The sequence below is a fragment of the Virgibacillus profundi genome (assembly GCF_002287375.1).
Classification (GTDB): domain Bacteria; phylum Bacillota; class Bacilli; order Bacillales; family Amphibacillaceae; genus Virgibacillus_K; species Virgibacillus_K profundi.
In genome coordinates, this window is record NZ_NPOA01000018.1 from 38,081 (window position 1) to 51,526 (window position 13,446).

The following is a 13,446-nucleotide window of genomic DNA, read 5'->3' on the forward strand; positions in this document are numbered from 1 at the left end:
TTTATAGTAAAGCCTCTCAAAAAAAGCTCGATGAGAGGCTTATGATATGAAACAGCGTCCCTCCCCTTCAATCAACGAACGGGAGCTTCACTCGTTTGGTGGATAGGTACAAGCACGAATGCATTCTCTTCCGGGGTCACATAAAAACGAAACCTGGTATCTGCCCCTATCTCCAGTAGTTTTCTAATTTCTGATGGAATATTTACGGTTCCTTTAGTAGATATATATCTTTGATTTTCTGTGTTTTCCTCTTGGGTGTGGCAGATCCATATTTCCCTGTTATGGAGACGAATCTCGACTAATTCCCCATAGTTAAATCCCAGTTTCAAACGCCACTTTTTGGGCAAATTTATCATTCCGTGCTTGCCTATCGTTTTGTAATTCTCCAGGCAATACATTTTATTCACCTCACCAATACGTATTCCATCTTTTCCGGAAAAGAAAACAACAATTTCGCAATTATTTTTTTTCTTTTTCAACAATATTTTTACTTCCCGAATATAATCCACTTGCGGAAAGCCCCATCACTATTCCAGCAATTATTCCACTTTTCAGGTCGTTGGGAAATACGTAGAATATTCCTGCAGCCACCCCAAAAAGTAATGCTGCAATGGGAAGTAACCTTTTGGGAAGTCCAGACCTTTTTAATACCTCTACCAGCCCTACGATTAAGGGAATTAAAGCAGCATCGTAAACCGTAAACATGAATAACACCTCCATAATAGTTTACGAGCGCCTTGTCCTTTGTGTAACGGCAATCATCCCTTAACTTATTTAAAATGAAAAAAAGTAATAAAAATTGACGTACGTCAAGGAATTACAACTTAAAAAGAAGGATACTGAAAGTAAGGAGGAGATTTATATGGAAAAGCAATCAATGGAAGCTTGTAGCTGTCGCAATGGAATAGATGAAATGATTAACGAAGGTCTTGGTGGAGGGTTTATCATTTATGACTATGATGCAGAAAAATTGGAGCAAAGGGAAGCTGTTTCAGAAAGAAATGTTAACTCATGAGTATATATCCAATTTTATTTTCATCAACGCAGCTGTTATTCAGTAACTTTATTCATGATTTTAATTTTATTTTTATTATCGCTATTTTATCGCTTGTCGGATCAATCATTTTACGATCAAAAAAAGTAATTATTACTCAACTCGTATTGTTTATTTCTATTTTTATTTTAGATAAATTCGCTGAAAACATCCTACTTATTCCTTTAGCTATTATCCAACTATCATTTGGAGTCTTTATTTTATTCAGATTGAAAAAAGCAATCGATAGAAATTATTTACTCGTCATGGAAAAAACACATCAATTACCAAGAAATGTAAACAGTAACTCATCTAATGGAAGCCAATCTTCATTTTTATAGAAGTGGGCCTATATAAAAAGGGGTCACAACATTGTGATCCCTGTGCCACGCTTAAATGAATTAGCTCATTTCATATACCTTTGTATTATTAACCAACGCTTCTTGCAGCATGGTTAATTCATTTAGCGCGCTATCCCTTGTGTCATATAACCCCAGCAGAATCTCTCTTCGCCCCCAAATACCATTGGAAATCGAACCAGTAACAGCACTTTTTTTCCTGCCACCGATATTTTTTGTTACTGAAAATGATGTACAGTTAATTAGTTCTTTTTTATTTTGACTTCTTACCCACATTTGTTTTCTTCCCCTTTTAATTACTTCTTTATCTGATCCTAACGTTTTAAAATTTCGTATCATATAAGTCTAAAAGCCTGCCAATTTTTTAGTACTTCTATCCCAAAGCCACCTGCAATAATCTAGGAGCGGCAGAATAGAATTTAATAATCGCAGTAATTTTGGAAAAACTCGTTTTAGGATAAACGAAATTGGGTATATGAATAAGTGGGATATATAAAGGGGGGATAAAATGGAAGAGATACTAATGCAAGCAGTGAAAGTATTAAAAAAAGAAAACGCTGTACATAATGAAAAGGGTGAAAACCTGAACTATATTGAAAGAGATAAGCGAATAGATGCTGAAATGCTGCAACTTATTAAGGGAGTACAAGATTCATTTTCGCCAATGGAATTAGGTACTTTTGTAAAACAGTTATTAGTAGAGGCAGAGAAGATAAAGACAATCGAAACTGTTACATTGGAGGAAATTACTTCCTGAATATGATATATTAATTGGTGCAATTATTTTTACTGGGAATTGATTTGAATGGACAATAATATATAAACTAAGAATGAAAGAGTCAAAAAGAATCCAATTTGAATCTATACCGAATTGGATTCTTTTTCATTAGCTTTATTTTCTCCCCAACCCACTAATTGTTCCCGCTATAGACATTGGAGCGTCCATATCTACGAAAAACAAAACAACCGTTGACTCAGCATTCGCAGTAAATGAAGGCATCTTATTTTCTAAATCGGTCACAGCTTCTAGCCTATTTATAGTTAATTCTTCAATGATAATTTCACCATCCAGGACATATAGAAAAGGTTTTAAGCTTTCATGAACAGGGATATTCAGTTCATCTCCTGCTTTCGGATGTGCATCATAAATGAAAACATTTTGCCTAACATAAAGAGGCGCATCACTTTCTTCTGGTCCCACCATAAGGTACCAGTCTCTGTTATCTACTGGCTTATCACGGAATTGGATAGCTGGTTCGAGATCCGTCTCACGTGGTCTAACGAAAATCTGAAGCATTTCAACTTCATCTTTTTTAACCTTTTCCTCATGCCAAAAGCTATAGCCGGCATTCATCATCATCAGCTTACCTGGTGCAATAGGTGCTTCAAATCCAGCTGAATCTCTGTGATAGGATATTCCCTTCCACACATAGCTGAAAATTTCATCATTAACATGTTCATGCATTTTTATTGTCAACCCTTTTTTCATCACCGCATGATCAATATTACTTAACGGTCCGAACGCAGTATCACCTGTATCTTCTTTCAAAATATCACTTGGCTGGATTCTGGTAATGGAAAATGGACCTTTGAAAGGCTGTGGGTGGTTTCCTGCTTGGAGTTTTTGTAGCATGGTAGATTCTCCTTTTTCATTTCAAAATTCATCTCTATATTTAGCGGTCAGTCTTTAACTGTTCTTTCATTTCTTTTATATGTAAATTCTAACATACTATGAACAATTAGTATTTCTTTCGAATCCACAGTTTAGTTGATTATAAAATTACAGGAATATGTCTAAAACCCACTTACTTCAATTTAAAATAAGTGGGTTTAGGTTTACTTTTATTGGTAGTCACTTTGCTACTACTCAATCAATTTATATATTTTCCGTAATCAGGGATAGCAATGCTATCAAATTCCTGAACAAGTTTCTGCAGATTATCTGTTAATTCTTCACCATTCATTGGTAATCCATGTCCAGTAACTGCTATAGCTGGTTGTAATGCTTCTAATTTTTTTACTGAATCCCAGGCTGCTTGCCAATCATTCGTTAAATATCTTGGTGGTCCACTTATTTCTTTTTCCTGTGTAAATACCTTATAAAGGGAGTCTTGTTTTACAGTAACGAATGCATCACCAGCTATTAAAGTGCGATCCTCGTCCCTAAAAAAAGATACGTGACCAGGTGCATGTCCTGGAGTATGAATCCAACGAAATCCTGGCATATATGGAACAGTGCCATCTGAAGGAAGAGTCTGTATATGGTTTCCTAAATTAATTGGCTCATTTGGAAACAATGGGGACATTTTTGCAACCATACCACCTTCCACCGTTGCATCAGGCTCCGGATAGCTTTTCTGTCCAGTTAAGAATGGAATCTCTAGCGAATGTGCATAAACAGGGACTTTCCAATGCTCCACTAATTCTATAATTGCCCCAACATGATCAAAATGGCCATGTGTTAAAATGATTGCTTTCGGTTTGCTATTACTTCCAAAGCGATCTTCCGTCAAAGAAATAATTTCATTTGCTGAATCAGGCATTCCTGCATCAACCAACACAAATTCATCCGAATCAGGATCACCATATAGGCAAATATTAACAATCTGAATCGTATGCTGATATAAATCAGGCAATAATTCCATTCCAACTCCAGTTCCGATTGAAGTGGCTGGAATAAATTTATAATCACTTCCATAGTTCATATCTTTTTCCATCGATCAAAACCTGCTTTCTTCATAAACTTTACCTTTATAGTTTCCCTTGTTTTAAAAGTAATAAAGCATGAAAAAACTGGCATTCAGCCGGTTTGGGAAAATTGGGACCATATTCGAAAATATGGAAAAGAGCTTTTGATTCTACCCCTTCGTCAAACCTTCATGGTCATCTGCCTGTGGTGGTTCCTCCATCCAGCCGTGTTTAATCATAATATTGGCTCCATCTTCGGCGTAAAGGGAAATCTCTGGAACTAAAGACGCATACCTTAATCCTAAATCTCTTCTTGGGCTTGCTGCCATAGCCATTCCGTAATTTCCAATACCTGCTGCTATCATTGCTGATACATGAAACATAATTAGCTTATCCGAGAATACATTTTCTGTACTATCTGAAACGGCAGAATCCCAACTCATTGGAGCAGGTAAGTCCTCATTTGTTAAAAACTTTCTAAATATATCCATATGCTTTTGAGATATTTTTTTCCCTCTTAGTAAAAATTGCTTAACCTCTTCATTTTTGGCTATCTGCGCAAATCCCATCATTAGAACTTTTCCAATAGAGTTAGTCTGGACATTTAAAAACAAATGAGTAACTTCCACAGAGGTAATTGCTCTTTTGTTTCCAAAAAAACCAGCCAAAAATTGCTGCTTTTCTACAAAATCCACTTTATCTGGAATAGATATATAAGGAGGTCTTACATAGGTACCTTGTTTTAACATCAAATCCCGTGTTTTATCCTGCAATTCAACCCCTTCATTTAACACCCTTTTATGAAATATAACTACATCAGATCGAGTTACCAATCCCAATGCTGCACTACTTGCTGCCATTGCAAGAATGGACATTTCCCGTAAATACATGAGTACATAAGTATCTGAAAATAATCTTGGGGCTTGTGGATTTACATCTTGCTCCGTAAATCCTATAGGTATAGGGAATTTTTCCTTGGTAAAAATATCGCTCATTATTAAAATATTGTTCTTTGCCACATTCAATGTTGATTCAATAATAGGACGTACTTCTTCATCTTCTACCTTCTGTGACTGATAAACTAAAGTATACAGTTTCCGCTAGATAAAAGTTTACACTTTTCCAGATGTTAGTGCAGTTTTTATATGGCTGCCCGAGGGCAGCCATATAAAAACTGTCCGGCGCGAAAATGGGCATAAAATAAAAGAACCATCACTGCTATAATGGTAGTTTGATAGACTACAACAGTGATGGAGGCAAAAAAGGTGGATAAGTGGGAAATGTATATGGAAATTAAGCAATTATTAAAACAAGGTTTTAGTAAAGTAAAGGTGGCTGAAAAACTTGGTATATCCAGGGTAACTGTATACCGTTACTTAAAACGTAATCCCCAGGATATGGCGAAATGGGTTACACAAACAAAAACTAGAAAGAAGAAATTGGATGAATATCAAGAACTGATTCTTTCCTGGTTACGTGAACACCCTGACCTGACAGCTGCCCAAGTATTTGATTGGCTTATGGAGAAATATCAGGAGCTGCAAGTAGCTGAAAGTACGGTACGACTCTATGTAAGGGAACTACGCAGGGAATATGATATTAAAAAGGAATCGAACCCTCGATCTTATGAGGCTGTACCGGAGTTGCCGATGGGAAAACAAATGCAGGTCGATTTTGGGCAAACGGAGCAATTAACTCCCGATGGCAAAAAGGTAAAACTTTATGTGATAGCGTTTGTCCTATCTAATTCACGGTATAAATATAAAGAGTGGTTGGATAGACCCTTTACTACCAGGGATGTGGTTCGTGCCCACCAGAATGCCTTTCACTATTTTGAAGGAGGAATTCCAGACGAGATTGTTTATGACCAGGATGCGCTGATCCTTGTCAGTGAAAATAGTGGGGACTTAATCCTGACGTATGAATTCCAGACTTATAAAGAAGATAGAGATTTGACGATAAGAATGTGTAGGAAAGCTGATCCGCAGAGCAAGGGAAAAATAGAAAATGTAATTAAGTATATCAAATATAACTTTGCGAAAAACCGAATATATTATGGACTTGAAGCATGGAATGAAGCAGGTTGGGATTGGTTAGAGCGCACTGGTAATTACAAAATTCATCATACAACAAAAAAGAGACCGGTAGAAGTGTTCACCCTCGAAAAGCAACACTTGCGACCAATCTCTCAACGTATCGACGAATATGCCGATAACCACTATGAATCAAGTATAACAAGAAATGTTCGTAAGGACAATGTCATTTGGTATGATTCCAATCGATACAGCGTCCCTCTAGGGACATTTCATAAGACAAAAAAGGTTTATATTGAAACAACTGATGATGCGTACCTTTGTATACGAGAATCAAAAGGCGGGCCGATCATCGCAAAGCATAAAATAGACCCTGGAAAAGGAGAACTGATTCAGAATAACAAGCATAAGCGTGATCGCACCAAAGGTATCGATACATTTATTGAAACAGTTATAGCAGGATTCACAGATGAGGAAAAAGCAAGATTGTATTTGAACGAAATCTATACGCGAAAGCAACGTTACATTCGTGATCAACTCCAGATGATAGCCAAACAAATTAAGAAATATGAACATCGATTGTTAGACTTGGCTTTGGAAGAGTGTATGAAGAAACAACTATTTAGTGCAACAGATTTTAGCGATGTCATTCACTATCTTGAACGACAACGGGGAGTAACAGTTACTGAAGAAAAAATATATTCCCGAGGGAATACGCCAAGGCCACTCCACCCTTTGGGTGATTCAATTGTTCAAACAAATACACAAATAAGGGATATAAATGAATACGTATCCGTTTTAGAGGGGGATAAACGATGATTCAGTTAACGACATTACAGAGTAAATTGAAGTCCCTTCGCCTTGCGGAAACGGCAGATCATTTACCAGTACTCTTACAGGAGGCTGAGTCAAATGATGAAACATATGCGAGCATGCTTATGAAAATGGTGGATTACGAACAACTAAGACGTGACGAAAAACAGGTAGAAAAACGACTGAAATGGGCAACATTTCCCTATCAGAAAACGTTGGATTCGTTCGATGTAAGTGAGCAACAGTCCATAAGCAAAAAGCAATTTAATAAATTGAAGGAGTTATTGTGGATTGAGCAGCTATTCAACATTATCCTGCTTGGACCGCCGGGTGTTGGCAAAACACACCTGGCGATTGGGCTGGGGATGCAGGCCATTAATCAAGGTTATAAGGTTATATTCACCTCCATGGGAGATCTGATTCATGCCTTGAAAACCGAGGAAATTACACGCAAATCGCAAACTAGAATGAAGCGTATACGAAACGCTGATCTCGTTATTATTGATGATCTGATGTTTATGGCAATGGACCCACACGAAGCAAACTTATTCTTCCATTTAATTAATGACTTGTATAATAACGCCAGTATTGTCCTAACTTCCAATAAGGCTCCGAAGGAGTGGGGAGAGCTGTTAGGCGACCCGGCTATAACAACAGCTATATTGGATCGAATTATTCATCGAGCAGAGATCATTCACTTAAATGGGGATAGTTATCGGATGAAACATAGATCATCTATTTTTGAAGAAGAAAGTGTAACAAATTAATTAGCGAAAACTGTAACTTTTTACTTGACGGTTACACCTTCTCTAAGAAATATGTATTAACACAGACTGCTAGTGTGTCATTTACATACTGAGTCCATAAGGTGGACATTTCTGCAGCCGTTAACCGAATGCTTGTTTTATCTTCCATGTGAACAACCTCCTATTTAATATACCAAGAATAATATGCCCTTTTTTGGAAAAAATATGAGAATAAAGCAGTGAGAATTGATGCCATTTTAATAAGGTAGTAACTGGGGAACTTTCTGTAGCTTTACAATAAGTTTAGCTAGAATACATAATTAAAAGAAACAAGGGAAGTGTAAGTGCTGAACATAGATTTAAATAAATGGAGGTTTTTATTATGGCACAACAAGATTCTCAGCAACAGATACAACAGGCTGTGCAACAAGCTCAGCAAGCACAACAGGCGGTACAACAGGCGCAAGCGAGTGCTGATCCGCAGCAGTTGCAACAGGCTCAGGCAGCACTTCAACAAGCGCAACAAGGTTTACAAAGTGCGCAAACGCAAGCTGGAGCAAGTGCACAGCAAAACCCGCAACTTCAGCAAGCACAGCAACAATTGCAACAAGCTACACAGCAAGTACAACAAGCAACTCAAGCGACCCAAGCAGCCCAGCAAGCTCAAAATCAGCAAAATAATCAATAATAGGCATGTCCCTGTTTTAAGGGGACTTCATGTGGTTTAAAGTTAAATATGAACAGGAACCCATTTTGGTCAAGCTTTCTTCAAAATGGGTTCCTTTTTATTTTTAGAAAACTTGGTTGTCACCAGCCTTTAGGTGACAGCTCAAAGCCCGCACTTATGCAGTAAGAAAGTATTTTATCTTTCTTATCTGCCAAGAAAAACTTCGGAAACAAAACCTCATTCCTTAAAATATGGATTGACTATTTTTATTATAATGGTTGGGCATTAGGCTATTCGGCTTTGCTTCACCCGTTTATTTTGTTAATTCTTTATTGGGATTTGAAAATAATAAGGATGTTAAATAGACGAGAGGGTTGAGCTTTTCGGTTGCTTACATAAAAATTATGATATTTTAGCTAAACTAACAAATACTACTAATAATAAATAAGAAAGGATGAGTTTCATGGCTCATTTAAAAGTATTAGGGATTAAATTTATTGTAATTGCTATTCTGGTTTTCTCCTTATTCGGGATTATTTATAATGCTACTTTGTTGAATTTGTTCTGGATTAGTTTACTTGTCACAGGTATTTCCTACCTTATTGGTGATTTGTTTATACTACGGAGGTTTGGCAATGTTACAGCTACCATTGCAGATTTTGGTTTAGCATTCCTTTCCATATGGCTATTGGGAAATTTATTTCTTGCGGAAGGTATGCCTGTAATTCTCCTTTCCTTAACGGCAGCTTTCTTTATGACCTGTGGTGAACCTTTAATTCATATCTATATACAAAATCAATTTTCAGATGATCATCAAAGAGGCTTTGGAACTAAAAAGCAATTACAAACCGAATTTGCAGAGGAAACAGATGCACAAACGATTGCAGGTAAAAAGGAATACGGGGACAAATAATTTTTCAACCGTTCTATGCTCTGCATCTTATAGTGAGTCAATATAAGATGTTAAACTAGATAAAGGCTGGTCTGTTTCTTCACCATTACACACCACCAACATTGAAGGTTAAATAATTCGGCATGAGGGAGAACAAATTTTTTGATGCTCAATTGGTCTGTTCCCTTTTTTTTATCTGTAAGGTTGACTTCGCCAAGTAACGACTTATTATGTATTAGTAATTTCGTTCATTTCCTTTGGTTTAATTAGAAATACAGGAGAGATGAATAAAAATAAAAGTGCCATTACAAATCCAAGTACAGCAAAAACTATAGCATCAGGATTCGAAGTGTACAAGGAACCCATAAAAACTGTTGAACCAAAAGCAATGATTAGTATTGCAAAAACAAAATAAATTCTCCCTAATTTTGATTTACTTGGTTTTTGGACTCCAAAAGCTATTTCTCTGGAATATAAATAAGGTAATATAACCATTACAATCAACATAATAATGCCAATCCAAAATGTTATGGTTAAAAAATATATCCGCAGTAATGGGATTGCGAAATAAATCGATAATGTATTTACCATTACATACGAAAGCAAGGAGAAATATCGTTTACTATTATGTCTCGTCTTTTTCCAAAATAAATAGAATAAAAGACAAGACACTAAAGCTAATATAGAATTAAACAGTAGTAACAACACATTTCCCTCTGGTACAAAACTCATCAAAAAGCCCATACCTATTAACAAAATAGTCGTTCCAATAATGCGACTCTCTTTAAAAGTTACTTCTTTTTTCATAGCAACACCTTTCCTTTAAATATATATAATTTATTTCAGTACAACCTATCATTTGTTTAAACTTCCTAAAACTAGAACATACTCATTTAAAAGTATATCTAACTTTTGTGAAATATCCAATAGTTGTGGGTCATTCGGTCTTCTATCGTAGGTTTCATACATTATCTTTCTAGTTTCTTCTATCCTTTTTATTAAATCATTGCTATCAGACAAACCATTTTACGTCCTTTCTTTAATGAAAACTGTTAGTATTGATAATTAAAAATCAATACTAGGAGATACTGGATATACACCCTCTTTCCTTTCTACAATTTCTTTGAGAAATTCTATTGCCAGTTTTCGATTATTAATTTTTATTTTTTTATAAACCCTGCTTACATAGCCTCGCACCGATTTCTCTGATACCTGGATTGTATCTGCAATTTCTTTATTTTTCTTATTAAGATACAATAAGTATAAAATATCTAACTCCCGCTGGGACACTGAAATATTATGTTCATTCAGTCTCTCTTTTAAAACTTCTTTAACTGAAAACCTGGTATTTTTAATTTCCTTTACTATAACTTTGGCAATTTCTCCGGATAGAACATATTGACCATTATAAACATCTCTAATCACACTAATGAACTTTTTTGGTGGTAAGCTATATAGCAAAAATCCATCCACTCTATTTTCTATACCACCGTAGATTACATATTTATCATAATTAAAAGTTAAATAAAGCAACTTAACATCAGGATTTTCCTTCTTAAAATCGTGGATCCTATCGCCAATTTTTGAATTCATCAATTGGGTATGGAATAATATTACATTTGGATTTGACTTTACTAATTTGTTAAATAAATCATTTTGGTTATTCACTATATCTATTACCTTCATGTCTTGTTCACTATTAATGATTAATTGTAAACCTTCACTATGAACATTCAATTGGTCTACAATAATAATATTTATAATACCTTCCAACTCCCATCATCCAGTTGCCTTGTGTCTACTGTTTAGTACTCCAACATCAACTTTTGGATAATTGTACCTAGTAAAATAGTATAATTGTTTCAACTCAACAATTTCCATACAATTCATAACTTCAATCTAATTAACACAAAGCAAAGAGCTTTCGCATACCTATTTGTATACGAAAGCTCTTTATAACCCCTTATTTTTACATGTGCAATAAATTATTTATAAATATAAATAACATTGCACCTCTACTATATTTCCCTTTTTCTTCGATAAGCTAGTAATATAGCAAATCCAACAATTAACAATCCAACTCCAAGAGCAAGTAAATTATACATATTTGTTGCTGTAGATGGTAATTTACTGCCTGAATCAGTTGTACCTGATACTTCTTTTGCAGGACCATTTTGATCGTCTTTTGAATCAGGTGTAGTTCCTTCTGATACTTCATCTTCCGAAATGACAGGTATTAGGGTGTTTATTAAGTCATAACCTTCTACTGTCGAAATATATCCTGCTACCACTTGTTCTTCAATTGTGTAAATATAAGCTACGCCATCCTCGTCAAATTCCGGTAAATTCGTGAAGCTATATGCCCAACTATCAGCTGCTGAGACTTTCACTTCTTGAATCTTGTTACCATTTTGAAGGAGTTCTACAACGATGGAATCTGGACGATCTTTTGAGTTATCATCTTTCCACGTTTTTGTTCCTTCTACTGATGTTGTGCCAACTCGAACGTTGGTGATGTCAAAGCCATCGATTGTTGTTTTATAACCTTCTACTTTTTCTTCTGAAATTGTATACTCAATTTCTTTTCCACCTTTATGTTTTGGTAGATTTGTGAAGCTAAAGCTCCAATCGCCTGCCTCTGTTACTTCTACTGATTCAACAAATTCATTATCTGCAAAAAGATTCAATGTAATTGAATTTGGTCGAATACCATCTTGGTTATCAGCGTCTTTCCACGTTTTCTCACCATTAATATCAACCGTTTCTGGTGTGTAAGCGTTTGTGATGATGATGTTACCATGATCTGTATCATTTACAGTTGTTTCATATTCTGGTACTTCTGTTAATTCAACTACTGAATACTTAATTGTTTCTCCTGTTGCTTTTTCGTCTAGACCATCCCATGTGTAAGTCCATTTATTTTCTGAAGATAACTCTATAGGATCACCATACGCTTCTCCTTCAGCAGTTAGTTGAACTTCTATAACATCTACACGTTTACCATCTTGATTATTTGCATCTTGCCAATTCTTCGTGACTGTTGCACTTGTTTTTCCTGGTGTATGATGGTTGATAATATTCGTTCCATCAGTTTCAGTAGTATAGTCGTTTACTGAGTTCTCAGTTACTGTATAAACAATCTCTTCTCCTGCATTAAATTTCGCTAAGTTAGTGAAGCTATACGTCCACTCGTCTTCTTCTGTTACTTCAATCGAATCAACTACTTCACCATTCGCTAAGAGATTTACTGTGATTGACTCTGGACGAACACCGTCTTGGTTATTTGTATCGTCCCATGTTTTTATGCCAGATACTTCTGTTACTTCTGGTGTATGATGGTTGATAATATTCGTTCCATCAATTTCAGTAGTATAGTCATTTACTAAGTTCTCAGTTACTGTATAAACAATCTCTTCTCCTGCATTAAATTTCGCTAAGTTAGTGAAGCTATACATCCACTCGTCTTCTTCTGTTACCTCAATCGAATCAACTACTTCACCATTCGCTAAGAGATTTACTGTGATTGACTCTGGACGAACACCGTCTTGGTTATTTGTATCATCCCATGTTTTTATGCCAGATACTTCTGTTACTTCTGGTGTATATGCGTTTGTGATGATGATGTTACCATGATCTGTATCATTTACAGTTGTTTCATATTCTGGTACTTCTGTTAATTCAACTACTGAATACTTAATTGTTTCTCCTGTTGCTTTTTCGTCTAGACCATCCCATGTGTAAGTCCATTTATTTTCTGAAGATAACTCTATAGGATCACCATACGCTTCTCCTTCAGCAGTTAGTTGAACTTCTATAACATCTACACGTTTACCATCTTGATTATTTGCATCTTGCCAATTCTTCGTGACTGTTGCACTTGTTTTTCCTGGTGTATGATGGTTGATAATATTCGTTCCATCAGTTTCAGTAGTATAGTCGTTTACTGAGTTCTCAGTTACTGTATAAACAATCTCTTCTCCTGCATTAAATTTCGCTAAGTTAGTGAAGCTATACGTCCACTCGTCTTCTTCTGTTACTTCAATCGAATCAACTACTTCACCATTCGCTAAGAGATTTACTGTGATTGACTCTGGACGAACACCGTCTTGGTTATTTGAATCATCCCATGTTTTTATGCCAGATACTTCTGTTACTTCTGGTGTATGATGGTTGATAATATTCGTTCCATCAATTTCAGTAGTATAGTCATTTACT

17 protein-coding genes are annotated in these 13,446 nt (G+C 35.7%); 7 read left to right on the forward strand and 10 right to left on the reverse strand.

Annotated features, from left to right (window positions below; translation table 11 throughout):
- Window positions 1–71: 71 nt before the first annotated feature.
- Together CIL05_RS20035 and CIL05_RS20040 are read right to left on the reverse strand one after the other, a co-directional pair.
- Window positions 72–482, reverse strand: a complete 411-nt coding sequence (locus CIL05_RS20035) for an AbrB/MazE/SpoVT family DNA-binding domain-containing protein (protein WP_095657312.1) — start codon at window positions 480–482, stop codon at window positions 72–74.
- A complete protein-coding gene (locus CIL05_RS20040; RefSeq protein ID WP_095657313.1) occupies window positions 460–705 on the reverse strand; it encodes a hypothetical protein in 246 nt (81 codons plus the stop codon). The genes CIL05_RS20035 and CIL05_RS20040 overlap by 23 nt, the downstream gene beginning before the upstream one ends.
- A 157-nt stretch (window positions 706–862) precedes the next feature.
- Here CIL05_RS20040 and CIL05_RS22370 point away from each other — a divergent pair, with 157 nt between their 5' ends.
- A complete protein-coding gene (locus CIL05_RS22370) occupies window positions 863–1,015 on the forward strand; it encodes a hypothetical protein (protein WP_165769182.1) in 153 nt (50 codons plus the stop codon).
- Entirely contained in the window at window positions 1,012–1,374 is a 363-nt protein-coding gene (locus CIL05_RS20045) for a hypothetical protein (protein WP_095657314.1), read from the forward strand. The genes CIL05_RS22370 and CIL05_RS20045 overlap by 4 nt, the downstream gene beginning before the upstream one ends.
- Window positions 1,375–1,434: 60 nt before the next feature.
- Here the strand turns inward: CIL05_RS20045 and CIL05_RS20050 are convergent, their stop codons facing one another.
- Window positions 1,435–1,731, reverse strand: a complete 297-nt coding sequence (locus tag CIL05_RS20050) for a hypothetical protein (RefSeq protein WP_133121096.1) — start codon at window positions 1,729–1,731, stop codon at window positions 1,435–1,437.
- A gap of 169 nt (window positions 1,732–1,900) precedes the next feature.
- Between CIL05_RS20050 and CIL05_RS20055 the strand changes: the two genes are divergently transcribed.
- Entirely contained in the window at window positions 1,901–2,149 is a 249-nt protein-coding gene (locus CIL05_RS20055) for a hypothetical protein (protein WP_095657316.1), read from the forward strand.
- 135 nt (window positions 2,150–2,284) lie between these two features.
- On the opposite strand, the gene CIL05_RS20060 is transcribed toward CIL05_RS20055, so the two are convergent.
- The 3 genes from CIL05_RS20060 to CIL05_RS20070 all read right to left on the reverse strand — a co-directional run bounded on the left by CIL05_RS20060 (window position 2,285) and on the right by CIL05_RS20070 (window position 5,174).
- Entirely contained in the window at window positions 2,285–3,025 is a 741-nt protein-coding gene (locus CIL05_RS20060; RefSeq protein WP_095657317.1) for a pirin family protein, read from the reverse strand.
- A gap of 238 nt (window positions 3,026–3,263) precedes the next feature.
- Entirely contained in the window at window positions 3,264–4,109 is an 846-nt protein-coding gene (locus tag CIL05_RS20065; RefSeq protein WP_095657318.1) for an MBL fold metallo-hydrolase, read from the reverse strand.
- A gap of 141 nt (window positions 4,110–4,250) precedes the next feature.
- The gene (locus tag CIL05_RS20070) at window positions 4,251–5,174 is read right to left on the reverse strand and encodes a DUF3231 family protein (RefSeq protein WP_276245358.1); all 924 of its coding nucleotides are present in this window, start codon (window positions 5,172–5,174) and stop codon (window positions 4,251–4,253) included.
- 171 nt (window positions 5,175–5,345) lie between these two features.
- On the opposite strand from CIL05_RS20070, the gene istA reads away from it, so the two are divergent.
- The 4 genes from istA to CIL05_RS20090 all read left to right on the forward strand — a co-directional run bounded on the left by istA (window position 5,346) and on the right by CIL05_RS20090 (window position 9,252).
- Window positions 5,346–6,932 carry an IS21 family transposase gene (gene istA / locus CIL05_RS20075; RefSeq protein WP_095657319.1) on the forward strand — a complete coding sequence of 529 codons (1,587 nt, stop codon included), beginning with the start codon at window positions 5,346–5,348 and terminating at the stop codon, window positions 6,930–6,932.
- Window positions 6,929–7,693 (forward strand): IS21-like element helper ATPase IstB, encoded by a 765-nt coding sequence (gene istB / locus CIL05_RS20080; RefSeq protein ID WP_095657320.1) that lies wholly within the window; start codon window positions 6,929–6,931, stop codon window positions 7,691–7,693. Before istA ends, istB begins: the two co-directional genes overlap by 4 nt.
- A 361-nt stretch (window positions 7,694–8,054) precedes the next feature.
- Entirely contained in the window at window positions 8,055–8,360 is a 306-nt protein-coding gene (locus CIL05_RS20085) for a hypothetical protein (RefSeq protein ID WP_095657321.1), read from the forward strand.
- A gap of 442 nt (window positions 8,361–8,802) precedes the next feature.
- Window positions 8,803–9,252: a YndM family protein gene (locus tag CIL05_RS20090; protein ID WP_165769183.1), complete on the forward strand. Its 450-nt coding sequence runs from the start codon at window positions 8,803–8,805 to the stop codon at window positions 9,250–9,252.
- Window positions 9,253–9,459: 207 nt separating this feature from the next.
- Here CIL05_RS20090 and CIL05_RS20095 read toward each other — a convergent pair whose 3' ends face one another.
- The 4 genes from CIL05_RS20095 to CIL05_RS20110 all read right to left on the reverse strand — a co-directional run.
- Window positions 9,460–10,038 carry a hypothetical protein gene (locus tag CIL05_RS20095; RefSeq protein ID WP_095657323.1) on the reverse strand — a complete coding sequence of 193 codons (579 nt, stop codon included), beginning with the start codon at window positions 10,036–10,038 and terminating at the stop codon, window positions 9,460–9,462.
- Window positions 10,039–10,086: 48 nt separating this feature from the next.
- Window positions 10,087–10,251, reverse strand: coding sequence for an aspartyl-phosphate phosphatase Spo0E family protein (locus tag CIL05_RS20100; protein ID WP_095657324.1), 165 nt, complete (start codon window positions 10,249–10,251; stop codon window positions 10,087–10,089).
- Window positions 10,252–10,296: 45 nt separating this feature from the next.
- Window positions 10,297–11,004: a response regulator transcription factor gene (locus CIL05_RS20105; RefSeq protein WP_095657325.1), complete on the reverse strand. Its 708-nt coding sequence runs from the start codon at window positions 11,002–11,004 to the stop codon at window positions 10,297–10,299.
- 245 nt (window positions 11,005–11,249) lie between these two features.
- On the reverse strand, window positions 11,250–13,446 hold a 2,197-nt coding region (locus CIL05_RS20110), incomplete at its 5' end, for a Cna B-type domain-containing protein (protein WP_133065313.1).

Bases quoted from the DNA above. Each gene is read 5' to 3' on its own strand.
- CIL05_RS20040 (WP_095657313.1), bottom strand. From the start codon at position 705: ATGTTTACGGTTTACGATGCTGCTTTAATTCCCTTAATCGTAGGGCTG.
- CIL05_RS22370 (WP_165769182.1), top strand. From the start codon at position 863: ATGGAAAAGCAATCAATGGAAGCTTGTAGCTGTCGCAATGGAATAGAT.
- CIL05_RS20045 (WP_095657314.1), top strand. From the start codon at position 1,012: ATGAGTATATATCCAATTTTATTTTCATCAACGCAGCTGTTATTCAGT.
- CIL05_RS20050 (WP_133121096.1), bottom strand. From the start codon at position 1,731: ATGATACGAAATTTTAAAACGTTAGGATCAGATAAAGAAGTAATTAAA.
- CIL05_RS20055 (WP_095657316.1), top strand. From the start codon at position 1,901: ATGGAAGAGATACTAATGCAAGCAGTGAAAGTATTAAAAAAAGAAAAC.
- CIL05_RS20060 (WP_095657317.1), bottom strand. From the start codon at position 3,025: ATGCTACAAAAACTCCAAGCAGGAAACCACCCACAGCCTTTCAAAGGT.
- CIL05_RS20065 (WP_095657318.1), bottom strand. From the start codon at position 4,109: ATGGAAAAAGATATGAACTATGGAAGTGATTATAAATTTATTCCAGCC.
- istB (WP_095657320.1), top strand. From the start codon at position 6,929: ATGATTCAGTTAACGACATTACAGAGTAAATTGAAGTCCCTTCGCCTT.
- CIL05_RS20085 (WP_095657321.1), top strand. From the start codon at position 8,055: ATGGCACAACAAGATTCTCAGCAACAGATACAACAGGCTGTGCAACAA.
- CIL05_RS20090 (WP_165769183.1), top strand. From the start codon at position 8,803: ATGGCTCATTTAAAAGTATTAGGGATTAAATTTATTGTAATTGCTATT.
- CIL05_RS20095 (WP_095657323.1), bottom strand. From the start codon at position 10,038: ATGAAAAAAGAAGTAACTTTTAAAGAGAGTCGCATTATTGGAACGACT.